Raw genomic sequence first — 25,056 nt, forward strand, 5'->3', positions numbered from 1 at the left:
GACATGCACAGGAGACGACATGGATTTCAACGGAATGACAGTGGCGATCACCGGCGCTGCCAGCGGCATCGGCCACGCAACCGCGCTCACCGCCGCACGCCGCGGCGCACGCATCGTCGCACTCGATCGCGATGGACAGGCGCTCGAGGATAGGCGCGCGCAGTTCGAAGCGGACGGCCTTGCGCTTTTTCCCTTCGCGCTCGATATCGGCGACGAAGCGTCGGTCAGGTGCTCGGTCGACGCGATCTCGCAAGTTACCCCGTCCGTCGACCTGCTGGTCAACAGCGCGGGCATCGTCTCGCGGGGGCTACTCGAAAACACGACAGCCGATGAATGGGAGCGTGTGCTCTCGGTGAATCTCTCGGGCAGTTTTTACTGCATCCAGCAAATGGTGCCGCTGCTTAAGGCCGGCACGGGACGCGCCGTCGTCAATGTCGCCTCGCTGGCGTCGAAACGGGTGTCATATACCGGCGGTGTGGCTTACACGGCCGCGAAGGCAGGCATCCTCGGACTCACCCGCCACGCAGCGTTCGAACTGGCCGGCGACGGCATTCGCGTGAATGCCGTCTGCCCGGGGCCCGTCCTGACGGCGATGACGAAGAACGCGACCAGCGAAGAGGACCGGCAAAAAGTGGCTGCCATGGTGCCACTGGGCGCATGGCTCGAACCCGAGGACATCGCTGAGTCGATCCTCTTTCTCGGGAGCCCCGCCGCAAGGATGATCACGGGCACTTCGCTCGATATCGACGGCGGCCTGTCACTTGTCACGGGTTCATCGTACGAAGCGTACCGGCGCGCGCGCCAGTAACGCGGACGAGGCGGGGGCCGCTCAGGCGCTGCTCCGCTTGCCGCCAAACAGTTGCGCCGACACCCGCTCGACATCGGCGCTCGTGTAACTCGTGCTGCTCATCAACCTGCCGAGCAGGCCGTCGAGTGCGACCCGCTCCACCGCGCTCAGATCGCGCAGCGCGAAGTCCTGCACGGCGAGCACGATCTTCATGCCGGTCTCCTGACTTACCCGGCCAGGCTGAGTCAGCGTATAGCGTGTAGCGCGGCCGTCCTCAGGATCGGGCACGGCAATTACGAGACCGAGTTCGCGCAGCCTGAGCAGGCTGCGCCCCGTCTGTACGGGCGTCATTAGCATGTCCCGGCCGATTTCAGTCGGGATGCTGCCTGGCGTGTCTGCCAACTTGACCAGCACGCGCCAGTCCAGCACGCGTATTTCGAGGTGCAGCGCGAAAAGCTCCTCGGCCATCTCGAGAATCGATTCGGCTACACGGCGGATCTGGTACGCAGGAAGTTCCTTGAATTGCATGGCGGGATCGGGCGATTCGAAGTGGATGATTATGCGTGCGGAGCACGCCAGAGAAAATATCCGTTGACGCCAGTCCAGCGCTCGGCCAATATGATATCAAATGATAATAAATACCCCAACATCATCGAGAGAGCTTCTGGAGACGAAAATGAATGCACCAAGCGAACCCACTCACCGCGCCAGTGCCATGCGCGAGGCCGGCGTGTATGTGTTCGATGTATCGAGCACGCCGTGGCAAAGCGTGGGTAAAAGCGGACTCGCCCAGAAGATCGTGCGACGCGACGACAGGACCGGTCATTCGTTTGGCTACATGTCGTTCGACGCGCTGGCGCGCACAGGCGTACATCAACATCTCGGCACCGCGTTTAGCTATTTCCTCTCCGGATCGCTCACCGACTTCCAGGGCACCACGGGCGCAGGCCAGCTCGGCGTAAACTTTGCGGGCTCGACGCACGACGCCATTGCGTACCAGCCTACGCTTACCGTCGGGCGCATGGAGGGGCCCGTTGCCTATGGCGCCGACGTCACGCACAGCTTGCATGCCGGCAACCGGCACACCGATTTCGAGAACGAGTTCCCAGAACATTTGCCCGACCTGAGCATCACGCTCGAAGCCGTTCAGGCGAGCGGCACACGCGTAGCCGGACTCACGCGCCGGCTGGTGTACGACTACGCGCACACGCGTGTGAATCGCCGCATGACACACATGATGTTGCTGCCGGGCACAAAGGTGCCTGCACATCGACTCGGCGCGGTAGTCGATATGTATGTGCTCGCAGGTGATCTGACGCTCGCCTCACGCGGCGTTAACTCGACGGCAAAGACCGGCGATTTCATCGTCCTCGAACCCGAAACGCAGGTTAGCTATGTGTCCCGATTCGGCGCGAGTGTGATGGTATGGGCGGACGGCCCTTCCACGTGGGAGGATGGGCCCGTATCTCCCGAGCTCTACGGATTTACGTCGGGGCACGGCGACCCGTTGCGCTTTGCCAATCGCGCGCCAGCCCATATAGAGCCGGATTGACGGAAACGGTCTGATGTCCGCGGATCTGCACCGACAAAATCCTATCGATCAAGGCCCGCTTCGGCCGAGCGCCCGAGGAAGACACTGGATTACGAAACGCCGGCTGAACGGTTCCAGATAACTATTGCATCGACCGGTTGAATCCGCCCCAGCTAGCTGCCATCAAAGCATCACCGGGTCGAGTGATGGTTGAGGGTCGTACTCGGTCGGCCACCCTACTTCGATGCCGCTGGTTCAGCGCAATGCGTAAGGCGGAGCCGGCCACAACCTGCCGTTGAGTGGGCGCACGATCTTGGAACGACTGCACTCTTTGCTATCGGCCATCGCTCGTGCACAGCGACAAACGACTTTGATGGTTTGCATTGGTCTGCTCATCGAGCGAAGTTGCAGGTCAATTCCTGCGAGACGAACGGTGCAAAAGGCGGGCGTCGGTGCAAGCAATTTCGTTACCGCGAGACGGTCGGAAATTAGTGGTTACAACAGCCATCGGGAACAAAATTGCTTGCAAGAAGTTCAGGCGAAATTGTTCCTTCGGCCGACAGGTCAAGCAATTTTGTATCCTTTTCGACACCGAGCGGGCGCTTCACCAAGACGCGACTGGACCAGGAAACAAAAGAGCGACGTCGAGACCAACAAGAATTCCTCGACGTGAGCTGCTCACTTCCGCCAAGCGCTTCGAACTGCAAGCCTTACCTGACGAAGTGTGCGGCAACACCGGGGCGATCATGACCGGATCGGAGCAGCCGTGCTCGTGATATATCGGCTTTGCCCGGCAGCATGAAGTGCCCCGACTCACCGAGCAGGTGACCGACGAGCACGACACATCGGAAGGCTCACAAGGCCGCTAGAGAACAAAATTACCTACAAAACGGGAACAAATTTGCTTAAACCAACGTGCGTGACTTTTATCTACAAGATCGTATTAAGTATGCGACATAACTACCAATTAGCGAATTTTCGTCTGGAATCCTAAATTTAGGTCCAACTTTATACTTCCGACATGGAGGGCAAATTCATGTTGTCAAAATGCTTTGGTTGGCTGGCGTGCCGACTTGGCCAACATCTTTCGAAGCCACATCGCAACTATCACTACGTGCTGAACGACACCGGAATCAGGGTCGACGAAGGTGCCCGGTGCGGCGCGAGTCGTGAAAATGCTTGACGGTTAGTTGCACCTTGCCTCCCTGCAGGCCATCGCGAACTCAAATTGCCTGCGGGCGGCGCTCTGCTCGCGCACTTGCGCCACGGTCTGATCGCGCGCCCTAGACCCGACCCATGTTGACTTCGCGGATGCCCTTCGCGTCGCGCAGCGCAATCGCCGCGATATTCAGATCCTGCCGCAACTGCTCGGCATTGCGCATACCGGGAAGTCGCCAGTGTGGATTGTTAGAGTCGCTGGTGAGCGCAATTACTGTTCCGATGCCGAACGGCCGCTGCCACCACGGGTGCAGCGACGTTACGTCTTGCACGCGGAACAGCTCCAGGCTCTCCACCCGCTTGTTGAGGATGCCCTGCCTGCAGGTGATGCGCGCCGTGTCGATGGTGATGTGCGCCGTGTCGATGGTGATGTGCGTAAACGCGGTCTTCAGGTACTCGATAGCAGCGCCACCAGCGATCAAAAGCAACAGAGCCGCGGGCACATACCACGGCACCGCCACGCGTGCGATCGCGTACTGGTATCCCACGATCACGATAACCACCGCAGCGAGGCTCTTGATGAAGGTCGCCAGGTTTACGATCTGCGACGGCGTGCCGCTGAAAATCACATCAGGTTTCAGGTTCCGGCTCGCTGTCGGGTGCGTCCGTCCCGGCGGGCGGCATCGTATCCGGGTCTGGTGTGGCGGCACGATCAACGCCGTCCGGCGACGGATGGCGCACGGCATCCCGCATCTGCACGCGTTCCCATGCGTCACGCTCACGCTGTGCCGCGCGCCGCTCCTGCGCCTCGGTATCAAGCTCCGCAAGACGGACCTGGCGCATGCGCTCGGTTTCCGGCTGCTCGAACACGACATGCATGCGCAGGTCGGCCGCCACGCGCGCTGCGGCCGCCTGGAACTCTTCGGGCCCCGACAGGGACAGCGTGGACCCGAACTTCTGCTGGGCAAAGCGTAGCGCGATCTCGATTGCGTCGCGCTCGCTGTCCCACAATCGCAGCGAGCGGCCCTCGTCAACGAGCAGCGCCGCACCGTCTTTCCGGTAGTCCACGTCACCGTTCGCTCGCACCTCGTACGTGATCGACGGTCCGCTCCAAAGGATTTCGTTGTGCGGCTGGGTGGCGCCGCGTACGCCATCCCGCGACCCAGCGAGCGCGAGCGAATGCTCCTCTTCGGCGCGCTGTGACTGCAGGCGGAAATGCTGCATTCGCCGCAACTCGCGCAGCGCCCGTTCGTCCCCGGCCTGCGCACGCTCCTGCAGGAAGCCTTGGTACTGCTCTCCGATCGGCCGCCGCGCTGCGCCCTTGAGCGCCGCCCGCTCTCGGCGGATGCGCTCGCGCAGCGCCGCCTCTGCCTCGAGGCGCATCACACGCGCTGCCGACAGTCGCTCGCGGCGTTCGCCCGAAGACATGTCAGGGCGATCGGCGGACGCACTGCGCGCCTCGTAAAAGGAGCTTTTGATCGCTACACGACGCGCCTTCTCCTGTTGCGTCTGCTCATCCCATGCCCGGCGCAGGCCTTCGCGGTATGCCGACCGCCACTGCAGGAATTCGCCCCACAGGTCGCGCTCGGGAGTGCGGCGCGGTGCATGCTCGGGGCTGAGACCCGTCTGCGCGCGGTACGTCTCGCGCAGCAACTGCGCTGCGTCTTCCCATGAGAGCGCCATCTCCTTCGTCAGAAAGTCCGAGACGTTGAGGTTGCGGGAACCGGCCCGGATGCGGTCGCCACCATCTTCGCCCTTGCCGATGGTGTACTTTTCAACGATCAGTCCGTGCGAGTGCGCCAGCGCGGCGAGCAGACGGGTTGCATCGAGCTCGATGCGGATCTGCGCAAATTCCTCGCGTTCGCGCGCGCGGCGCATGGTGCGCTGATGCACCAGGTCCCGCGCAAGCTGGTCTCGAAGGGTATCGGCTGGGCGGCCGGTGGAAGCACGGGCCGGGACATTGAACGGCTCCGCAGCGACATCCCCGCCCGCAGGCATGGTTTCGTCGAACGGCAGCGAACCGATGGCATCGAGCGACTGGACGTCCGTGAGACTACGGACCTCATCGTGCGCACCAAAGCCAGGCGGCAGCCGTCCGCCCCCGAAGGCGGGATTCAGGCCGAACGCCTCGCGCAGCCGCGGCGGGTCATCAAACGGTCGGCCGGCGCCCATGAACTTATCGGCGGCCGTCGCAGCGAGGCGGGCCCGGGCAGCGTCATCGCCCGTGTCCCACGCCGCGTACATGCGCGCCGCAATCGCATCGAGCACGGGCGTGTCACCGGCGTGCGCATCTGGCCACGGACCATCCCAGTACGGCAGCGGGTAATCGTGCCCAGCATCGAAATCGCGTTCCGCACCTTCGCGCCATCGCGCATTCAGGCCGGGCTGCTCTCTTCCCGTTCGGCCGCGATCGCCAGTCCATCGCAATGCGTCAATTCGGTCGGCTTGCTGGTTTCCCAGCTCCAGTAATGCATCAGCCGGCAGAAGCATTTGACGTCGCGCGGCGTCGCCATCCAGACCGCCGCCGGGCACACTTCGCACACGGTGTGAGGAGCCGGCCGTCGCGCGGGCTCGATCGAAGCGAGCGTCAAAGTCGTGATCCGCTCCGTGTCGCCACCGCCCTGGGGTTTCGTGCTGCGCGGCTTCGTGCCCTTGCCGCTCCCGCTCGCGCTGCTCTTGCCGTCCGGGCCACCAGGGTTGTCGCTCATGCCATGAATCTCGCCAGTCTCCGGATCCACGCCTTCGATCGTCTCGTCGTGGGTGCTCATGAAATCCTCCTGCTGCGTCATAGAACCGCTTCTCGCGGTGCTCGAGAATGCGCCGCTGTTCGTCTGGCGACGCGGCCTGATACGTCTTGTAGAAGCTGCTGCCGCTGTTGAGATACTTGAGCTCCCGTGCACGGCTGTCATGCCAGGCCGCGAGCGCGTCGAGATACGGCCGGGGCGTGGCACGCGGAACACCCGGTTCGATATAGTCGGCGTGCACGTTATGCTGCAGCGCCTCGCGCTTGGCCGTCGCATCAAGCTCGATGAATTCGCGCGAGAACACAAATTCCTTCAGGTTCACACCCTTGTCGGCGCCGGGCGGCTTGACGTTTTCGTAGGCCTCGTCGCGCCCGGCATTGCGTGTTCGGGTCTCGCCGAACCCGGCGAGCAGCGTCTGGAAGTCCTCGTAATGCGTGACGTTCGCCGCAATCATCGCTTCGAGAATCTGGGCCTTCAGTTCCCGGTTCATCGGCTGGAAAATGTCGCCCTTGTACCGGCTGATCATCTCCGACGCGTCCGTGAACTGTGTCCGGCGGTGGTCCTTCGGACTCGCTAGTCCGTACTTCGCGTTGATATGCTCCTGGAATGCGTCGATAAAGCGGCTGTTCCGGTCGACCTTGCCAAACGGCTCCAGCCTTTGCCCGGTCAACAGGTTCGTCTCCGGAATCACCACGTGTACATGCACCTTGCGCTCGACGAGCTCACCGCTGCGGCGGTCCGCGTAGCTCTTGATGCGCGGCACATGTGCTTCCGCATAGAAGGCGTATTCGTCGCGCCGGTAGGCGGAAAACGCGAACGCCTCGAACTCGCGCACGATCTCCTGGAGAACGGTACGTGACACCTCGTCTTCCTTGAACGACAAGGTGACGGTGAGATAGCGCTCGGCATCCGTATCCATCGATTCGATGACGGCGTGGGTCAGGTCAAGATCGCCAGCGAGAATCACACGTTCGTCCATCTCGTCGCGCTCGAACTCGCGGTCCTGTTTCTGGCCTTTTTCCAGATACTCCTTGATGCCGCCGTGATGACCTCGGACCCGGATAAGCATCGCTCAGCCCTCCTGCTGCGTGAGCCACTGCTCCGCTCGCTCGATCCGGTGTATGAGGGTCCTGTGAATGATGGTCGGCAGCGACGCGGCGACGCCTTCCACCGCCCGACTCGCCGCGGCGCAGTTCGCCGGTGTCCTCCGGCGCTCGTCATCAAGCCCGGGACTTACATGCATCTTCGTCTTGAGCTGTACGACGGCCATTACCGCTGCCTGCCTCCTGTCGGTTCTCATCAGCGCTCAGTCCACTTTTCCCAGTGTGCTGTTCAGGTAACGCGCGATCATCTGCAGTTGCGTGAGCAACTGTTCGTACGTCGCCTCCGACAGCTTGCCGCGCACGTGCTCGGCATTCGCCCGGTGCGCGATCTGGTTCAGGTTATTGGAGGTCTTGCTGAAGATGTAGAGCAGGCGCTTGCGGTCGGCGCTCGACACCGGCCGCGCGATCACCTGCGTACGGTTCGTGAGCACCGCCTGCCGGAAAAACTCGGATTGCGTGAGGCCCGAGGCCACCACCTTCGCGAGATACGCTTCGCGATCGGCCTCAGACAGCCTGAACGCGATGGGCTTGCCAAGGCCTGCGCCGTCGTGGCTTTTCTTGCGTGGCATGCCCTACAGCCCCGCCGGGTGCGACCAGTTCGCCGCCTGCCCGGGCAGTGTGAAACGCGCTTCGTCACGGTCGATCGGCTGGGCGCGGAACTCGTATTCCGGCCATCGCACCTCGCATGCGCGCAGGGCGCGCATGGCCTGGTCGCCAGTCATCGGCCGCGTGTAGCCCGCCCAGGGCAGGTAACGCGGCTCGCTGTTGCGCTCGTCGGCTCGCGGCCGCACCACAAGCTGGATTACCCATTCGCTGTCCGGAATCATCGGCTCGCCTCCGTATTCATATTGCATACCAGGCAGTGCTTAGAGTTGACGACAAAGGTCGCCAGCGCGATGGACTCGGGCAGTGGCCCGAGTCGGGGTTTCAAAGGGGCTCGCACCCTTTGGCACGGGATATTTTAGGCAACGCGTAGCGTTGCGTAAACATATCCGTCGTGCCTCCTTCGCATCGTTGCGACCGTCGCTACGTCCTCAGTATCACACAAATACCCCTCAATTAGGACACCTCACCCCATCTTTATCCCATATGCATGACATGCTATCCCGCCTTCATGGCATGATTACCCCACGCCCAAGGCCTCCGCCCTCCATGCCCAACATCGACACCCAGCGCGCCGTCGCGCTCCTGGCCCCCGAACACGACACCCACGCCAAGCGCTCCGAATGCGCCCGCCTCGCCGAACTCATTGAGCATATCGAAGCTGCCTTCGCGCGCGGCATATCCCGCAAGGACGTGCTCGCCCGCCTTCACGAAAGCGGCTTCACGATGAGCCTGCACACGTTCGACAAGGCGCTTTACCGCATCCGCAAACGCCGCAACACGCCGCGTCGGAGCGCGGCCGCCGCCAAGCCTTCCCGCGACCCCGATCCTTCCCCTGCCCCCACCTCACAGGCCGTCGAAACCGAAACCCTGGAGAGCGGCCGGACGATAAAAACAGCCAACCAATTGCGCCGCGAAAATCCGACCCTGCCCGCCATCCAGGTCAGCAAACTCTACGCTCAGCAATACGCCGATCCCGTCCTCACAGGGGACGAACTGGAGGCAATGAAGCGAAAGCACAATCCGCCCCAGGTCCAGCGCTGAACCGCATCGCCCCGCCGCGCTGCGCCGGGTCGGGCCTCTCCCCGCGCTACTGCGCGGGTCCCCAAGGCCCTCGATACGGGCGCGCGGCGCGCGCGATAGCCAGGCAGTCCGGGCAGGTCCTAAATTCGTCAGCAGCAGAGCGGGTTCAGGCGAGCCGTTTTATCCGCCCCTATTTGTGTGGACACACAATGAAAAAACCGCCCAGGCTTGCGCCCGGACGGCTCCATGTGAATGTCTGAAGTTCGATGGTGCGCGTTCAAATTGCCACGGCGTCCTCCCCCTCTGCCTCGGCAGGTGCGTCGCTCGCCTCGTCCTCATTCGATCCGGCGTCGTCGCCATCCACGTCGTCATCGTCCTCGCGCCATCCGTACGTGACGCGCTCCGGAACCGCACGGTTACGCAACACTTCCGGCAACCAGCCCGAATCCGTCATGCGCCGTTCTGCCACCGTGGCCGCGTCGCCCTTCTTCATGCCGCGCAGTTCTCCCGCCGCCTGCGGCGACACGCTCTCCCCGACCACGGCCACAATCCGGTCTTTCGGGACGTGGTCGAAATAGCCCGCTCGGGTGGGTTTCCAGTAGCGGGCGAGATCCACGGCGAGCGTATTCGCAACCTCGTTGACCGGGTGCGGACGGTCCACCCCACTGATCCCGTCCACGGTGGCCGCGACGCAGAAGGCGAAGAGATTCGACATGACGTCCGTGTCCTGTTGCAGCAGCCAGGGCAGCAGTTCGTCTGCGCGCCTGGGCAACAGGTTCGCCCATTTCGAGCGCTCCGCTTCCATTTCCTTCCAGGCTAAGGCCTCGGCCATGTCATCGGCACTGGACACCAGCGCGTCGCGCGAAGTATGCACGTCGATCTTGACCGCGTGGTTGATGTAAACCTCCCCGTAAAGGTCATCGAACACGACAGGAATCATGCGCTGCATCAGCACGGCTAGCGCCACGCCGGGCTGCTGCGCAAGCTCGACCTGCACAGCGGCGGTGCGATGCGCGGTCAACCGCCTGCACAACTTCTCGCCGTGCAGGGGTCGCTCCTTCGGTGCGCGTGCCACGCCCGTCATCGCACCGCCCGGATGCGAGCCACCCGCCTCTGCAACCGCCGTCGCTTCCCGGCGCACCAGGCCGCGCTCGATGCACACCCGCCCCTCGCCATCCAGATAGACATAGGCGCCCGCCCGCTTCATGTCCTCGGCGTCGAACGTCTCGAACCGCTCCACGTACTGGTCAACTGCATACGTCGCGGCGGTGGCCGCCGCCTCCAGCCGCTCCTGCCGCACCTCGTCCGGTTCGCCGTCGTCGTCGTAGTACGCGTCGAGCTCGCCCTGCGCGGCGTCGCGCGTTGCGGTGAGTTCCGCAAGCTCCGTCTTTTCTTTTTTCGTGGGCTTGCGCGTAGTCGAACCGACGCGACCGTGACGCATGATTTCCATCGGTTCGTATCGCGTGCGGGTCTCGACGAATGACCAGCCTTCTGCGGCGACCGCCTGCGATAGCTCGATAAGCCGGTCCGATGCCAGGCGGTGCAACAATTCGGCATCCTCAATATATCCGGCGTGCTCATCGACGCTGAACAGATCGCGGCGCACGCGACCGCCCGCCGCCTCGTAGGCATCGAGGCCCACGAACCGCGCCAGGGCATTCTCCCGCGCGTCGATTTCCTCGCGCGTGATGGCCGCGCGCAGTTCGGCGGGGCGGCGCTGCCAGCCGTTGACGGCTTCGTTCCAGATGCGCTCCTGTGTCGCGTGATCGTCGGCCAGCACGAGCGCCTTGGCCTGCTCGAAGTCCAGCCCGTCATCGCGCAGCAGGTCCAGCAGCGCGGGGGCAAGGTTCGCGATTTTCAGCGCTCGCCGCACGGCGACCTCCGGAATCTTGAACAGGGCGGCGATATGCGCCACGCTCTTGCCCTCCTCCATCAGCAGCCGGAAGGCCACGCATTCGTCCGCGATGTGCATGTCCTCGCGCTCGCGGTTTTCGATCAGCGACGTGGCGAGGGCTTCACCTTCGCTCACGACCAGTACCGGCACCAGGTAGTCCTTCGCAATCCGGTCCTGCTCAAACAGCAGGTCGAGCGCTGCGAGACGGCGCTGGCCCGCGCACACGCCCAGACGGGGCAGCTTCGTACGCCCCTCGAGTTCATGCACTACGAGGTTCTGGATCAGCCCTTTTTCGTGGATGGTTTCGGCCAGTGCCTCAATGCCGCCGGGTGCTTTCTTGCGCACGTTCAGCGGCGAGAGCGCAAGGCGGGAATAGGCGACGTATTCGATACGCCCGCCATTGAGGTCGGGCTGGCTGGCCGCGAGGTTTACTGCAGGGATGCTGTCTTTCATCGGGTTTTCTCCGGTTAGCGACCAGAACAACTCTGGCCTCAATTTCATTATAGGGCAATTTGCCCTATCATAAATAAATAACGCAAACTCGTCCGCAAAAAAAATATCTATCACGGCGAAATGTCAATTCAAAATTAAAATAATAACTGCTCTTTTGTATAGGGCAAATTGCCCTATACTGACATTGAGGCCGAAACGTTTCGGTCGATAACCGGAGATATCCGATGACCAACGAAATCCAGAACCGCATTACTTCCGCTGTCGTCCCCCATGAACTGAGACTGATGGTCTTGCCGCGCTATCTCGGCGGTCATTACGTCGCGGGCGAATCGCTCGTTTATGACTGGGCCGCACGCCTGTGCAGCAATTACGACCATGGCTCGTGGAATTACTTCGCGCTGTCCAACGGTGGCTTCTACATGGCTCCGGTCAACATGGGCCGTGTGCATGTGCGCTGGCATCTGAACGGCTACAACGACATGATGGGCGCGGATGCCTTCGGCATCACCGTGACCCTCTTCGCCCTGTGTCACCTCGCGGAAAAGACGCAGGACGACACCATCATCGACCGTTTCCACCAGTTGCGTGAGTTTGCCACGCAGCACGTGGAAGCCGCCAACATCCTGCGCGCCATCGATTAACAGATCGACCCCGGTCTTCGGGCCGGGTCTGCTGCTTCTTTGGAGAAAAACATGAATACGCTTGCAAGCCGCTTTAGCAGTAATGCCGCTGTCCTGCGCGCGGATCACCCGCTGTCGAATGACGAGATTGCAGAGGTCGCGCCTTCTATCCTGGCGCAATCCGCGCACGAAAGCCGCTCGGCGCGCTACAGCTACATTCCGACCATTGATGTGCTCGATGCCCTGCGCAAGGAAGGTTTTCAGCCCTTCATGGTCTGCCAGACCCGCGTTCGAAATGAGGGCATGCGTGACTACACCAAGCACCTGCTCCGCCTGCGCCATGCCGACCAGATCAACGGACCGGAGGCCAATGAGGTAATCCTGTTGAACAGCCACAACGGGGCCAGCAGTTACCAGATGATCGCCGGAATGTTCCGCTGGGCATGCCAGAACGGCATTGTGTGCGGCAATGTGCTGAACGACATCCGCATCCCGCACAAGGGCGATGTGATCGGCGAGGTGATCGAAGGCGCGTTCAGGGTGCTGAAAAGCTTCGATGAAACGGCGCAGCAGCGTGAAGGCATGGCGGCGACGGTACTCGATGAGGGGGAACAGATGGCCTTTGCCCGCGCAGCACTCACGTTGCGCTATGACGAGGACAAGCCTGCGCCGGTCACGGAACGTCAACTTCTCGCGCCGCGCCGGATGGAAGATCGCGCGCCCGATCTCTGGACCACCTTCAACCGTGTCCAGGAAAACATGATTCGCGGCGGGCTGCATGGTCGCAATGCGAGTGGTCGGGCCACGACGACCCGGGCCGTCACGGGTATAGATCAGAACATCCGCCTGAATCGCGCCCTGTGGGTGCTGGCCGACGAACTGCGCCGCCTGCGCGGCTAACCGGAACGCCCCGGCCTCACGGTCGGGGCGTGTACTCGACAGGGGAATCACATGGACCCGCTCAATACCCGTCCTTCGTGGCTGGCCGCCCTGCTGCCCCTCCTGGCTGTCTGGCAGTACGGAGACCGGGGCACTGTTCGCGGCGAACTCTACCGCATGGCCCTGTCGGCCGATGCGGCTGCACAATCCGCCGACGCGCTCAGGCGCATTGCCACTATGCTCGATCGCGACGGCAACCCGACAGAGATGCACCGCGAGGAGTTGCTCACCATCGTCCACGCCGCCCTGGCTGACTTCGAGCGCGTGCCGCCCTGTGCGCCCGTTGCGATGCTCATGGAACCTCGGGGTAATCTGCATTAACGTTCGTCATCCTTATCATTTTTTTCGACGCCCGCGCGAAGCTCACGCGGGCCTGTGAGAGACTTATGACCAACACTTTGACCATTGCCGAACTCGAACAGGCCATTAACTTCTGGTGCGCCCGGGAACCGCCTCTGGACGGTGCGCTGTGTGCAAGAGCGTGCACGCTCGCTGACGTGTACGGGCTGATGATCTATGAGCGCGCCACAACTGTTGATGTGTCGGGGCTCACGCCCGAGCAGTTGGATGCGGTACGTCTCGGACTGGATTACCGGCCCCCGCGACCGTGATATCCTCGCGCCCCGTCCCTGCGCGTCTAGGGGCGCACACGCTGCCCACCCGCCTCGCTGCAAGCCCGGGAGGCGGGATAATCACACGTGCGTCGCGCGCGCCGCGCGCCCGGATCGAGGCGCACGGGGACCCGCGCCGCAAGGCGCGGGGAGAGCGCCGGCGCGCCGCGGATCGCGGCGTGACGATCCGGTTGGGCCCTGGCAAACCACTGCCGGGGTCGTCAAGCGCCCGCAGGGCGCGTGTATCCCCAACGGCGTAAGCCGTGGGGGGTGGAATAATCACGGGTGCATCGCGCGCGCCGCGCGCCCGGATCGAGGCGCACGGGGACCCGCGCCGCAGGCGCGGGGAGAGCGCCGGCGCGCCGCGGATCGCGGCGTGACGATCCGGTACGGCCCAGGCAGTCCATCGGCCGGGGTCGTCAAGCGCCCGCAGGGCGCGTGTATTCCCCGCGGCGCAAGCCGTGGGGGCTGGATATCAAACGGCGCCTGCAGGCCATCGCCGCGAGAAAGGTCAACAAGAGGTACCAATGAGCGATTTTCATACAAATATTCGCCCACAGTGTCTGGTTCCCTGGGTGCGAGGCTGGGAACAGCCCACCGGCCCAGAGATTCGTGAGGTCATCCGTCGCGCGGGCCTGACAGGACGCGAAGCCGCCGATTTCGTAGGCTTGAGCGAAAAGGGCGGTGGCCGTCAGATACGTCGCTGGATTAGCCAGGAGTCGGACATTCCCTACGCTGCGTGGGCACTTTTGTGCCACGCGGCGGGTTTAGGCACCATCTGGAATGAAACTAGACAAGGCTAACTTCGATAGCAATGAGAACCTGACCATCCTGCCGGGCAATCGGCAGCACGTGAAAAGAGCAGATCGGCGATCATCGGGTTGGCGTGGAAGAGTCGCGCGTGGTACTGAACGACGCGCGGGTCCACATGGGCTGCCTGTTAGATCCATCCCGTTGGCTCTGGCCAGCGGCGCCCTACCGGCAGTCTTGCCTCACAAAAGGTGATATGCGAGGACGATGTGCTGTCACAAATGAAGCTCGCGTGGCGTTGAACCCGACAGGCCTCGTCTCAAGCGGCGAGCTTAATTACCATCCCGAAGCCGAGTGCGGTTAGCGCTTCTCGGTCACCGGGCCAATGCGCTGCACTACCTGCATCAACCGGCGCCGGATTCGCCGGAGTTCCTTGCGCGCATAGTCGATAGTCGCGCTTTCCTTGTCGACATGCCAGAGCGCATCCGCGACCATCGCCTCGAGTTCGGACAACTCATGCCGGCCAGTCTGCACTTCGAGGGCCAAGCACTTCACCTCGGGAATCGGGTGTTCTCGCCACGTGCGGCGGAGCTCCTGGTAGGTCGGGGTGACGAACGGCGGTAGACCATAGCGCGAGCGTTCGCCACGCACGCGCCGTTCCTTGGCCCAGTCCACTTCGCTCTCCGGCGGCTCAACAATCGGATTCTCCCCGCGGTGACGGTCGCGTCTGGTGTGCTCGAGTTTTCGCGAGCGCATGTCGTCGTAGGCAAACCAGTCACACCGGGCTTCGTCGTCGGTCATCCAGACTGGCGTCTCGACAAAGCGGGCACGTGACTCGTCCCAGTAAGCCCACTTCCATTCAAATAGGGGTTCCATGACTGCTCCCATGATACTGTATAGATATACAGTATCATGGAGGGCCGGCACGCGCTAGGCTGTGCCGGATCTGTCACGAGGTGTTGAAGTTCGGAGATTCCGCTAATGGTGTCCGTTGGAGCGCTAATCGTGTCCATTAATTCCGCTAACGCAGCCGACCGCTGTTATTGAACATACGCATCTCGCGATGACGGCTGATCGCGTCCAGCGCAGCAGCGAAGTGACCTGACCGGCGAAATACAGAAGCGGGGACTGTTTCTAGGAGCGTGCGGTGCACGCTACAGAATTTCGCTGTTGGTTCCAGCCACTCACGTTTCCAGCGAGGCGCCGATACGTCCGCGTCATTCAGCACAAGGCATCTGAAGCAGTACGGCATGCAGCGCCGATCAATGAGCCAAGCAGATGGCGTCTGGATGTACCTCAATCTCTCGTCATCAAGACGTGCGAGCGTTGCGAATCGATGGAGCGCTGACTGCGAAATTGGAGGGAAAAGAATCCATCCGGCAGTTCCGAGCGCGGGCAGTTCCTCGCTTGTGCCAACCTCCCACAGCATTGCAACGCTCACCTGGTATCGCGCCGCGACACGGCCTAACCAGCTTCCGAAGGCTTCCTCGTAGAAGGGCCTCGGAGCAATCGGCCACGGGACGACATTACTGCGCGATTCGGCAGACATGTTCAAGGTGCGTGAGGCCGATAAATTCGTCGCCGTTGCGAATTGATAGTTCGGCTGCGTTGTTCAGCAACGCGGATATCTCGCCGGTCAGTCCGCCGCTCGCGCTCAGAACAAATTGAACGATCTCGCGTCGCGCGAGATCCGATGGCTTGCGCAGTGGCAGCACGCGTTCGAACGCCGCGAGAAGCCGCCTCAGACCATCGCTCTCCCGCCATCGTGGTATTTCGAACGGCGTATAACGACTTATCATCTGGGTATCTGTTTGAAGCGCGAGTACGGCGTCGCGAGTGCCGACCAGAACCATGCTGATCTGAAGGTCGTTGGCCAGGAACTTGAGGAGGTTCAGCGATGCGCGCTGCTCGCGATACGTGCCCGCCAGTAGGTGGTGGACCTCATCGACAACCAGCATTCGTGGCGACACCCGCTTCAGTATCTCGCGAGCTAATCGTTCAAGGGATGCAAGTCCGGCCGCTGCATTATGAGGGGCGCCTAGCTCGAACAGTAAGCCCGAATAGAATCGATGCTGGTCCGGGGTCGGTGGCATCTGCATTGCCACAACCGGACAGCGTTCGACTCCGCTTCGCTCGTCAAACTCGTTGGGATGCGCACGCCGAAATTTGGCCGTGATTTTCGTCTTGCCAATATTTGAATCACCGTGCAAGAGCAGGCACGGCATCCGGTCGCGGCGCGGAGTCTCATAAAGGCGCTCAAGTTGCTGCAGGGCTTGCGTCGCGCGGGGATAATCGATCCAACGGTCGCGTAGAAGTCCGAGAATTCGTTCGTCGTTTCCTAACTCCGCCTGCTTTCTGGCGGCCGGTAGCAAATGGGCAAGCGTCCCGTCCTTCATGTGTCACCTCACCATTGCTCGACATCGAAGGCCTGAACTGGCATGGCGTAATCGACCGTTTCAGCCTGCTGCTCCGCCGTCTCACCCCTAAACGGGACAATCCTGTCAAGCAACTCTTCCAGGGGGACGTTCTTTTTGCGTGACCGTCGCAGAGCGCGGGCCGTTGTCTGCCTGGCTTTGGCGATCACGCGCCGTTGCTCTTCTATCGTCCTAAAAATCATCGCTTCCGAGACAGTGCGCTGCCCTTCCGACCGAATGGCTTGCAACGCTGCCCGATGTTCGAAAAGAGAAATGGCTGGCCGGCGCATGTCTGCGTAACGGACTTCGAGGTACTCGCCCCGTCCTGCCGTCACGAAGACACGCGAGAGATCCTCAGGATGGTACCGAACGGTGACGGCACGCCGGGTCTGGCGCCAGGCAACGAAAATTGGATGCCAGTAACGAACATGGAAAAGCGTCAGTCCATCAGCCTGGATTTTTCTCTGCGCAACAGGCAAAAAGCGAATTAGAAACCTGAGTTCAGCGTCGGTGGCCGCGGGCAGCTGTCGCGGATCGGGGTTGCGCGCGAGCATTCGCCACGTGTCGGCTGGCGTCGCTCCAAGCAGCCCACGGTGCGGAACGTGGTGGTAGCGTCTGGCGATCTCGATCGCGAGCCATTGCTCGAATTCTCGAAGCGTCAACGAGGCGGTCTTTTCGGACTGCCTCGCCTTGCGGCCTTTTGGGGATGATCCGGTTGCCCCCGGCAGGCCTCGGACGCGCTCCATCAGGGTGCGGTTCAGCCGCTCGATGTGACCACCGAAATGAGGACGCCCGACTGGACGATACATGAGGTGGATGCCAAATTCCCGACACCCACTGCGAAGCGCCCTGCTCTTGAATTCAGCCGCATTGTCGAGATGGAGAACTCGCGGAATTCCTCGCATCGGCCAGTCTGCGTCCGCCTCAATCTTTGCGAGCCAAGGGGCTTTGGATAGTGCCGCCCTGGTCAGGAGCAGACCAACGGTAGCCGCTCCCGGACGGTCCATTCCGACGTAAAAACTCAACACGCACCTAGTCGCGACATCCAGAGCGATAGTTAGCCACGGGCGCCCGATCACCGTTCTGTCGTATTCGCTGACCAGAACCACATCCGCTTGTGTATGGTCGACCTGAACGATTTCCAGAGGGTACTTTGCGACAAGCGAACCTGGCGCCGTCAGTGCGTCGGGAAGGGTCGCGCGCTTCAGAGCGTCTGCCTCACGATGCTGAGCCCATCTCCGGCCGATGGTGGTCCGGCTTGGTGGTTGCAGTCCGGCGACTTCACATCTGCGTCGAATCTCCAGCATGAGATCGGTTGCAGGGTGCGCCAATTGTCGTTGAGTGGGCAGCCAGACGTGCACCACTTCGTCGATCACAGTATCGATAGCCCCTCCCAACCGACGGTCCCCCTTAGAGGGACCTCGGCGTTTCGGGGCAACTGCGCTCGCAATCGGATTTGCAAGAAACTTCCGCCGCAAGCGATATACCGTAGTCCAATGGACGCCCAGCAAGTTCGCAGCTACCACCGCGAGCTTTTTCGAAAGTGGTCCTCGCCCTAACGGTCGGAGTATGTCTGCTACTTTTGCAGCACGCCTATCCGTTTCCTCCAAAGCCGTCATCGCCGCTCCTTATCGAGCCTCGTCAGACGCGTTAGCGGAATTAAAGGACAGGCCGAACGCGTTAGCAAAATAAACGGACATCCGAGGGTGCGTGCGTTGCTGAAAAGCAACGCCTAAAAGGGGGGGCGAAACCGCTGCTCCGCCTTATTTCGTGCGGTCAAACTTCAATCTTACATTAGCGTAATCTATGGACGCTATTAGCGGTTTTGACGGGCTTCAACAGTAGGATCACGACCACGTCTCAGGAGCACGCCGACATGACGACCGCAACGAGCAATTTTCTCCTCGGCTTCGCCAAGGCATTTGCAGAATCCCCGCGCCGATTTTTCTCGCCGCTTCCCGTGCTCGGACAGCTGGCAGGCCGATGCATTGGCTGGCTGCTCCACGGTGGCCATCGCCACTAGTCAGCCCCGGACGTGACCGTCCTTCCTCCCCCTCACCTGACGGTCACCGTGCTTTTCCTTTCCTTCATCGCCGCGCGCCGGGATTCGATTCGACGGCGCCGCGACTCGCAGCTACCAGCCTGCTGATGCCAGCCGCACGAGTGGTCGCGAACCGCGCGTTGGGCGCAAGCGGCGACATGCCGCTGCAGATCGCACCACAATTCGCGACCTCCGCGAAACAACTACCGGCCGCCGGAAACTGGCTGTACGAAATCAAGCTCGACGGCTACCGGATGATGCTGCGAATCAAAAGCGGGCGCGTCCAGCTGTTCAAGAAAAACGGGCACAACTGGACCGCGCGCTCGCCCGGCCTGACGCCGGCGCTGGCCGCGCTTCCCGTTCACGGAGCGAGGCTCGATGGCGAGATCGTCGTGCCCAACGTCGTGGGGCGACCGGATTTCAGCGCCCTCCAGAACGCATTCGACACGCCGCACCAGCAGATACCGTGTTGTTCGTCTTCGACGTTCTCTGGCTGGATGGCGTCGACCTGCGGCCGTAGCCGTTGCACGAACACAGGCGATTGCACTCGCGCGACACTCCACGATAAAGTTACTCATTGACTCGCAGTCAATCCCCAATCTGCTCGTACCTACAACCCGTTGTCAAGCGTTCACCATGGAACTACGTCAGCTTCGTTACTTCCTCGCCATCTGCGAACATGGCAGCATCGCCGCAGCCGCTCGCGCACTCCACGTGGCACAACCTGCATTGTCACGTCAGATAATCATGCTTGAGGAAGAGCTTCATGCTGAGCTCCTACATCGCCTCCCTCGCGGCGTTGCGCTCACGCGTGCAGGCGACGCAATGTTCAAGCGGGCAACGGAAATTCTACAGTGCATTGACCAATTGAAAAGCGATGTGCGAGGAGCGCAAGACGGAGCCTCGGGCTCACTGAAGATCGGCGTAATTCCAAACTATGGATGGTTGCCGGTCATAAGCGAACTGCTTCAGAAAATGCGCGCTGATGCTCCCAACGTTCGCATCGCAATCGAGCCGAAACTCTCACGACATCAAGAAGAGGGCATTCGCTCCGGTGAACTGGATGCCGGCTTGATGGCGTGGCGCTCTCCCAGAGATCCAGAACTTTCGGGCCTCAGCGTGTATGTCGACCCACTCGCGATCGCGATCCCAAAAGCTTCTCGCGGTCGATTTTCACCAACATCGACACTGCAAGACTTAAGAGATGAAGATTTCGTGATGTTCCCGCGGGAAAGCTCGCCTGCGACCTATGATCTCATTTGCCGCCTTTTCCAATCCGCAAACATTACTCCGCGCATCACTCACACTGCTTACGACATACCCACGCTTGTCGGCCTCGTTGAATCCGGCGTTGGATTCAGCATCGTCCCTCTTTCTTATCAACTGTATCATCCAGAGGGGGTAACCTTCGTTCCCGTCACCCAGCATGATTTCAGGCTCGACATCGAGTTTGTTTGGAAGACCACAAACAACGATCCCATCCTTCGCCGAGTTGTTGGTCTAATCAAAGCGCTGCTGGCCGCCGAGCCCTGATCTTGCCACAACGCCCGAAACGCATCGACTCCTTGCCGTCAACGGCCACCATTATTGGCACGATGACGCATTCAATTGACGGTCGGAGAGTCAAAAGGTGTGGAGTAAGGCGAGTCGAACGACAGCCTGATTTTCGCCGGAAGACATCGCAGCCCCCGCGTAGGCGACTTGGGCAAAATCGAAGTCAGTCCCCGTGTGTGCACTCACTACATGTTGATAGGCACCCTGGAGATAGACGGCGGTGCTTTTCGAGAGGGAGTAGCTCCCCATCAATGCCACCTGATGCCATTTAGGAGAGTATTCCCCATTGGTGGCGGCCAGGTGCCCATTCGTGAAAACATACGAAGCGCCAAGCGTGATGTCTGGACCTAAGGTGTATTGAGCGTTCACGTCAAAGTTGTCGAACTTCCACGAATTCCATGTTCCCCCCGGCGGCTGAGTGCCAGCGCTCGAAAAATACGCGTTATAGGTTGGCTGGTACACGTTGACGCGAGAGTATGCGAATCCCACTGTGGCCCGAGAGAAGGTATAGGAGACGCCAGCATCGATGTGCTGCTCCGATTCCCCTGCAAAAACGCTATCTGTCGTTACTGCACCGGCCGCAGATCCTTGATTGTTCGCTTTAAGATAGACGACGGCTATCTTCAGGCCTTGTTGAAGATAATCGAAGCCGGCGCTGTACAGTCGATTGCTTGCCTGCCCGATGGTCGTGTTGCTGAGAGCGTACATCCCTTCGACCGTGAATCCACGCACAGTCGGGCTGACATACTTAACCGCGTTATTTACCCGGAAATCCCAATTCGTGTTGTCGTTGTCGAATGGGTGCGATGCAACACTTCCGGCAAATCGCCCAACGCCAGTAGTGTCGCTGAACAGATCGATGGACGGATCAAGCTGGCGTCCTAGCGTGAGAGTTCCGTAGTCATTCGATCGGAGGCCCACCCATGATTGTCGTCCGAAAATCCGACCATCCTCTCCACCCTGAAAATTGCCGGTGTTGATATTAAAGCCGTTCTCCAAAGTGAAAATTGTTGCGTAACCGCCGCCGAGATCCTCCTGCCCTTTTAATCCCCACCGCGTTGCGCCTGCATCACCGCTGTGCATCTGGAACGTACTGTGCCCTAGGGCGTTGCTGGTGTAATTAATGCCCTCGTCCAGCACCCCAAACATCGTGACGCTACTCTGAGCGTTCGCCTCGCTTAAAGCCAAGAATAACGCAACACAAAGCAGGCTCCCTTTTGACTTCATCGCACTCCTCCATTTGTATGTACTACTATTTAATTTATAAACATTCTTCCGTGCAGTGCGATATTTTGACTTGCAACCCTTCTGTGGGAGTTCGGTCATTTCGCACAGCTAGCGTGCGCTTTAAGGGTTAACGGCCACCGAGGCGCAGTTGCGCTCAACCCAGCCTTTCATCCATTGAAGCGATAGATTTTCTTGGCTGTTTCGTAGAAAAATGAACGTTGGTCGTCCGGGGACAGACCGCCTACGGTCGCGCCGGCGGTCTCGAAGAGAAGCTCTGTTTCCATATTCAGCTTTGATACAGGTAAATCGGAGCCGAACATGACTCTCTGCGCTCCAAAACACCGAATGCATTCTTTCGTCAAGTCAGAAAGCGACACCACATCCCAGTCTCTGTCGTAAATCGACGCGTTTGAGATTTTCAAAAATACGTTGCCAGTCGAAGCCAAGACTTTCATAGCCGCTTTCCATCGAAGCATCCCATCTTTGTCGCGATCGATCGGGCTTCCACAGTGATTTATCACAATGAGAAGATCAGGAAATGTCTTCGCGAGATCATGAACGTCGGCCGCTTGGTACGGATACATCATCACCTCAAGATGCAAATCGCTTTCCAACAAGAGTCTCACGTCTCGCCGCCAATCATGCTCCCGCGACAGATGGCGATTCGAGATAAACGCCTTTTCAGGGTCCGGGTGCCAACTTAATATGCTTCTGACCCCTCTGATAGCAGGATGATCAGCGTATTCGCGAATCAGCCCACTCGCCGCCTCGGTGCCAAGCGGAGCCGCAGCAACAATCCTTGCGGCTTCGTGACCAGTTCGGTCTAGCTGATTAACCCATTTGATCTCTTCGAGGGGGTCGCCACTCCATAGACTCTCCACGTAGACACTTCCGACGAGTTGCGGACAACGAAGGTCTCGCACGTACTCGTCAGTACCGTAGTTTTGAGCGATACTAGTCATCCTAGGTACAGCGCTAATCCCACTCGTAAGCCATGGGTGCCTACCCAGCGATAGATCCCACAGGTGGTGATGCGCATCAATCACTGGGCCGTCGTAAATCGCTGATTGTGTTTTGTCCATTCGGTTTCGGCCTTAACAGTTACACCGGACGCGCAAGATGACCGAGACAATCACCGGCCTTAACTTGCGCGAAGGTCCTGATGCAGATCGCCAGCCCCCCAGTTCGGAAGCGGATAGTTTCAGGCTCGTCCCACGGTCGCACATTACTGTAGATGTGCCCTGCAACTGCACCGTCTTCAAGTGTCTCTCCCAGTTGGAATGCCGGCTCAAAAAAGCCCGGGCCGTTGGCAAAGGCGAACAGGCCGGGATCATCCATCGTGTACGATTGTGGTCTATCAGATCTCGCCGTTCGACATGACTCCCGGTGAAGCTGCTCATTGAGCTGCAACACACCACTGGCGTCGAGATATCGAAGGACACCACCTTCCACCGCGCGCAGCCCCTCAATGTTCACGGACGATCCTCCACCAAATTCGCCAGTCAAAAACTTGACACCCAACTGGCGCGCATAGTTACTAATTACACGATCTTCTCCGCTCAATGCCTTCTCTGCGTCATAGCGGATAACGCGGGGGGGAGCGAATGCTTCGACTAGCCGGTCAATCTCCGCCGAATCATCACCCTGACCGTAGAACGGAACAAGCAGACTCGGCAAATAGTGCAGCGAACTGCCTCCAGCGTGGAAATCAAACAGGTACGCGGCCCGCGGCAGCAATTCCGTCGTAACATAATGAGCAATCATTTCTGTCACTGTACCGTCTCTATTCCCCGGGAAAGCGCGATTCAGGTTGATCGAATCGATCGGCGAAACCCTCGATGCGGCCATGAAGGCCGGATAGTTCAGTGCTGGAATCACGATAATCGTGCCAGCTACGTCTGTTGTGTTCAACTTTCTGACCAGCTTTGACAGTGCGATCGGACCCTCGTATTCGTCTCCGTGAACCCCTCCGGTGAGCAAGACAGTGGGACCTTTCCCATTCTTGATGACAGCAATCGGAATAGCAATGTGGCCGTAAGCAGAACGATGCACGGAGTGAGGAACCCGCAAAACTCCCAATTGTTTTCCTGGGGCATCAAAATCTACCGTTGCAGATATGATGGATCGACGATTACCTTGAGTTCCAGACATTTTTTCAACTCTCCAAAGTCTCAGTCAGGTAGCTGCCCGGCATAGAGGCAGCGAACCAGCTTTCTATGAGGCAAGTCAGCGCGTGTTCGTTACAGAAGCGCCCGGTCCCAGTTCTGTGAGCGAGTCGCTCTTTGAGAGCAAAGATATCGACGCCCATGCAGCAAAGCAACACGTCGCTGAAGCCGCCAGCATGATATTGAAATTCCCCGAGACAGTGACCAGGTAGCCGGCGACCCCCGGCCCTATGGCAAGACCCACTCCGATACTTACACAGACGAGTGCGAATAAACGTCCAGCACGATCAGAATCGGATATGGCAGAAAATACGAAAGGAAGTACGAAAGTCCAAGCGAACTTAAAGCCCAAGGTAGCCACGAAAAATACAGCTTGACTTCCATGTAGCATGAAGGCAAGAACAGATAGCAGCATGCAGGCAAATCCCGAGTTAATAAGAAGCCGCTTTGATCGCTGACCACCAATCACAGCAGCGCTTCCTGAGCCCACGATTCCCGCTACTGTCGCAATGGAGAGGAACCGGGCAGCCTGCGCTGCATCGAGTCCCAACGTTTGACCAATCGCACCAACAAACGTCCATACACCGCTTAGGCTCGCATAGAAAAGCAAACCCCATAAGAACGCTAAGCAGGATGCAAGCAGCTGCGAATGTGTCCCCTTCGTCTTGTGTTCTTCAGATCCCCGCTGCCCCGCGCTGTCCGGAAGAAATGGCACGGCGAACATCAACGCAAATATCGATAGTCCGGCAACGATACGGTAATAGTTCGCGATCCCCCCATGTTGAAAGACAATGGGTAAGACTGCGAGACCGAACACACCGAAAAGGAGCTGCCCGATGACGAAGACCGCGTACGTTCGGCTTGGATCTCGCGTTCTTCCTGCTGCGGCAAGGCAAATTACGTTTATCAGGCAACCTGCCGTTGCAGTGACTGCGCGGATGATGAAGAGCTGATCGACTTTCGAACCAAAATAGGGACTCGCAAAATTGCCCGCGATAAATATTGCCAACCCTATAACTGCTATTTTTCGCCACTTGAATTTCGCGACTGCATAAGTCGACAAGATTCCTGCAAGGGCATATCCGAGGAATTCGATTGAGAAGAAATACCCAACATATTGAGGGGAGAAGTGGAGCTCTGCTGAAAGCTGACTCGCGATTGCGGGCGCGCATAGCAAACTTGCGTTTAGCAACGCTCCCAATCCGAAGATCGATGCCGTGATCGCAGCATCTTTTCGTTGTTGGGTCGGCAGATCCGCCTCTCCCGTGGATGTCACTTCAATCATATTTGTCTCCATCAAATGCCTGTCGCGGATGAACAGATCGTATGGAGGCAAAAAAGGCTGCACAAATACAGAATTTAGCTACGCTCTATAGCGTTGCGGCATAGGTCGCTGGACAGCGTCAAGCAGCACGGCCGGTTTACCGACAACCATCTTG

At 59.9% G+C, this 25,056-nt stretch carries 26 protein-coding genes; 11 read left to right on the plus strand and 15 right to left on the minus strand.

Annotated elements, in window-relative coordinates:
* The first annotated feature begins 19 nt into the window (after positions 1–19).
* Positions 20–808, plus strand: a complete 789-nt coding sequence (locus G3N59_RS25335; RefSeq protein WP_205985558.1) for an SDR family NAD(P)-dependent oxidoreductase — start codon at positions 20–22, stop codon at positions 806–808.
* Positions 809–829: 21 nt separating this feature from the next.
* On the opposite strand, the gene G3N59_RS25340 is transcribed toward G3N59_RS25335, so the two are convergent.
* Complete coding sequence (locus tag G3N59_RS25340; RefSeq protein ID WP_205985559.1) at positions 830–1,315, minus strand: MarR family winged helix-turn-helix transcriptional regulator; 486 nt, start codon at positions 1,313–1,315, stop codon at positions 830–832.
* 187 nt (positions 1,316–1,502) lie between these two features.
* Here G3N59_RS25340 and G3N59_RS25345 point away from each other — a divergent pair, with 187 nt between their 5' ends.
* A complete protein-coding gene (locus G3N59_RS25345) occupies positions 1,503–2,339 on the plus strand; it encodes a hypothetical protein (protein ID WP_205985560.1) in 837 nt (278 codons plus the stop codon).
* A 1,262-nt stretch (positions 2,340–3,601) separates the two neighbouring features.
* Here the strand turns inward: G3N59_RS25345 and G3N59_RS25350 are convergent.
* Genes G3N59_RS25350 through G3N59_RS25370 form a run of 5 tightly spaced genes read right to left on the minus strand, consistent with a single transcriptional unit; the run spans position 3,602 to position 8,150 of the window.
* On the minus strand, positions 3,602–4,105 hold the full coding sequence (locus G3N59_RS25350) for a PH domain-containing protein (protein WP_346777929.1): 504 nt from the start codon (positions 4,103–4,105) through the stop codon (positions 3,602–3,604).
* Position 4,106: 1 nt separating this feature from the next.
* On the minus strand, positions 4,107–7,289 hold the full coding sequence (locus G3N59_RS25355; RefSeq protein ID WP_205985562.1) for an LPD7 domain-containing protein: 3,183 nt from the start codon (positions 7,287–7,289) through the stop codon (positions 4,107–4,109).
* A 3-nt stretch (positions 7,290–7,292) separates the two neighbouring features.
* Positions 7,293–7,490: a hypothetical protein gene (locus G3N59_RS25360; protein ID WP_205985563.1), complete on the minus strand. Its 198-nt coding sequence runs from the start codon at positions 7,488–7,490 to the stop codon at positions 7,293–7,295.
* A gap of 36 nt (positions 7,491–7,526) precedes the next feature.
* Positions 7,527–7,892, minus strand: coding sequence for a plasmid mobilization relaxosome protein MobC (gene mobC / locus G3N59_RS25365; protein ID WP_205985564.1), 366 nt, complete (start codon positions 7,890–7,892; stop codon positions 7,527–7,529).
* A 3-nt stretch (positions 7,893–7,895) separates the two neighbouring features.
* Entirely contained in the window at positions 7,896–8,150 is a 255-nt protein-coding gene (locus tag G3N59_RS25370; RefSeq protein WP_205985565.1) for a hypothetical protein, read from the minus strand.
* A 325-nt stretch (positions 8,151–8,475) separates the two neighbouring features.
* On the opposite strand from G3N59_RS25370, the gene G3N59_RS25375 reads away from it, so the two are divergent.
* Positions 8,476–8,970 carry a hypothetical protein gene (locus tag G3N59_RS25375; protein WP_205985566.1) on the plus strand — a complete coding sequence of 165 codons (495 nt, stop codon included), beginning with the start codon at positions 8,476–8,478 and terminating at the stop codon, positions 8,968–8,970.
* 256 nt (positions 8,971–9,226) lie between these two features.
* Here the strand turns inward: G3N59_RS25375 and G3N59_RS25380 are convergent, their stop codons facing one another.
* On the minus strand, positions 9,227–11,296 hold the full coding sequence (locus G3N59_RS25380; protein ID WP_205985567.1) for a ParB/RepB/Spo0J family partition protein: 2,070 nt from the start codon (positions 11,294–11,296) through the stop codon (positions 9,227–9,229).
* A 224-nt stretch (positions 11,297–11,520) separates the two neighbouring features.
* Here G3N59_RS25380 and G3N59_RS25385 point away from each other — a divergent pair, with 224 nt between their 5' ends.
* The 5 genes from G3N59_RS25385 to G3N59_RS25405 all read left to right on the plus strand — a co-directional run bounded on the left by G3N59_RS25385 (position 11,521) and on the right by G3N59_RS25405 (position 14,269).
* The gene (locus G3N59_RS25385; protein ID WP_205985568.1) at positions 11,521–11,937 is read left to right on the plus strand and encodes an antirestriction protein; all 417 of its coding nucleotides are present in this window, start codon (positions 11,521–11,523) and stop codon (positions 11,935–11,937) included.
* 51 nt (positions 11,938–11,988) lie between these two features.
* A complete protein-coding gene (locus G3N59_RS25390) occupies positions 11,989–12,816 on the plus strand; it encodes a DUF932 domain-containing protein (protein ID WP_205985569.1) in 828 nt (275 codons plus the stop codon).
* 51 nt (positions 12,817–12,867) lie between these two features.
* The gene (locus tag G3N59_RS25395) at positions 12,868–13,176 is read left to right on the plus strand and encodes a hypothetical protein (protein WP_205985570.1); all 309 of its coding nucleotides are present in this window, start codon (positions 12,868–12,870) and stop codon (positions 13,174–13,176) included.
* A gap of 65 nt (positions 13,177–13,241) precedes the next feature.
* Positions 13,242–13,466, plus strand: a complete 225-nt coding sequence (locus G3N59_RS25400; RefSeq protein ID WP_205985571.1) for a DUF3717 domain-containing protein — start codon at positions 13,242–13,244, stop codon at positions 13,464–13,466.
* A 527-nt stretch (positions 13,467–13,993) separates the two neighbouring features.
* Positions 13,994–14,269, plus strand: coding sequence for an XRE family transcriptional regulator (locus G3N59_RS25405; protein ID WP_205985572.1), 276 nt, complete (start codon positions 13,994–13,996; stop codon positions 14,267–14,269).
* Positions 14,270–14,576: 307 nt separating this feature from the next.
* On the opposite strand, the gene G3N59_RS25410 is transcribed toward G3N59_RS25405, so the two are convergent.
* From G3N59_RS25410 to G3N59_RS25425, 4 genes are all read right to left on the minus strand, one after another.
* Entirely contained in the window at positions 14,577–15,092 is a 516-nt protein-coding gene (locus G3N59_RS25410; RefSeq protein WP_205985573.1) for a hypothetical protein, read from the minus strand.
* A 145-nt stretch (positions 15,093–15,237) separates the two neighbouring features.
* Positions 15,238–15,765 (minus strand): TniQ family protein, encoded by a 528-nt coding sequence (locus G3N59_RS25415; protein WP_205985574.1) that lies wholly within the window; start codon positions 15,763–15,765, stop codon positions 15,238–15,240.
* Positions 15,743–16,612 carry a TniB family NTP-binding protein gene (locus G3N59_RS25420; RefSeq protein WP_205985575.1) on the minus strand — a complete coding sequence of 290 codons (870 nt, stop codon included), beginning with the start codon at positions 16,610–16,612 and terminating at the stop codon, positions 15,743–15,745. Before G3N59_RS25420 ends, G3N59_RS25415 begins: the two co-directional genes overlap by 23 nt.
* A gap of 8 nt (positions 16,613–16,620) precedes the next feature.
* Complete coding sequence (locus G3N59_RS25425; RefSeq protein ID WP_346777930.1) at positions 16,621–18,006, minus strand: Mu transposase C-terminal domain-containing protein; 1,386 nt, start codon at positions 18,004–18,006, stop codon at positions 16,621–16,623.
* Between the two features lie 500 nt (positions 18,007–18,506).
* Between G3N59_RS25425 and G3N59_RS25430 the strand changes: the two genes are divergently transcribed.
* From G3N59_RS25430 to G3N59_RS25440, 3 genes are all read left to right on the plus strand, one after another.
* The gene (locus G3N59_RS25430; protein ID WP_205985577.1) at positions 18,507–18,653 is read left to right on the plus strand and encodes a hypothetical protein; all 147 of its coding nucleotides are present in this window, start codon (positions 18,507–18,509) and stop codon (positions 18,651–18,653) included.
* A gap of 176 nt (positions 18,654–18,829) precedes the next feature.
* Positions 18,830–19,252, plus strand: a complete 423-nt coding sequence (locus tag G3N59_RS25435; RefSeq protein WP_205985578.1) for a hypothetical protein — start codon at positions 18,830–18,832, stop codon at positions 19,250–19,252.
* 55 nt (positions 19,253–19,307) lie between these two features.
* Positions 19,308–20,204, plus strand: a complete 897-nt coding sequence (locus tag G3N59_RS25440; RefSeq protein WP_205985579.1) for a LysR family transcriptional regulator — start codon at positions 19,308–19,310, stop codon at positions 20,202–20,204.
* 90 nt (positions 20,205–20,294) lie between these two features.
* Here G3N59_RS25440 and G3N59_RS25445 read toward each other — a convergent pair whose 3' ends face one another.
* The 4 genes from G3N59_RS25445 to G3N59_RS25460 form a co-directional block, all read right to left on the minus strand.
* Entirely contained in the window at positions 20,295–21,452 is a 1,158-nt protein-coding gene (locus G3N59_RS25445) for a porin (RefSeq protein ID WP_205985580.1), read from the minus strand.
* A gap of 167 nt (positions 21,453–21,619) precedes the next feature.
* The gene (locus G3N59_RS25450) at positions 21,620–22,534 is read right to left on the minus strand and encodes an amidohydrolase family protein (protein WP_205985581.1); all 915 of its coding nucleotides are present in this window, start codon (positions 22,532–22,534) and stop codon (positions 21,620–21,622) included.
* Between the two features lie 19 nt (positions 22,535–22,553).
* A complete protein-coding gene (locus G3N59_RS25455) occupies positions 22,554–23,603 on the minus strand; it encodes a succinylglutamate desuccinylase/aspartoacylase family protein (protein WP_205985582.1) in 1,050 nt (349 codons plus the stop codon).
* A 75-nt stretch (positions 23,604–23,678) separates the two neighbouring features.
* Complete coding sequence (locus tag G3N59_RS25460; RefSeq protein ID WP_205985583.1) at positions 23,679–24,902, minus strand: MFS transporter; 1,224 nt, start codon at positions 24,900–24,902, stop codon at positions 23,679–23,681.
* Positions 24,903–25,056: the final 154 nt, after the last annotated feature.

This window comes from Paraburkholderia sp. Ac-20340 (assembly GCF_017104965.1).
Lineage (GTDB): Bacteria > Pseudomonadota > Gammaproteobacteria > Burkholderiales > Burkholderiaceae > Paraburkholderia.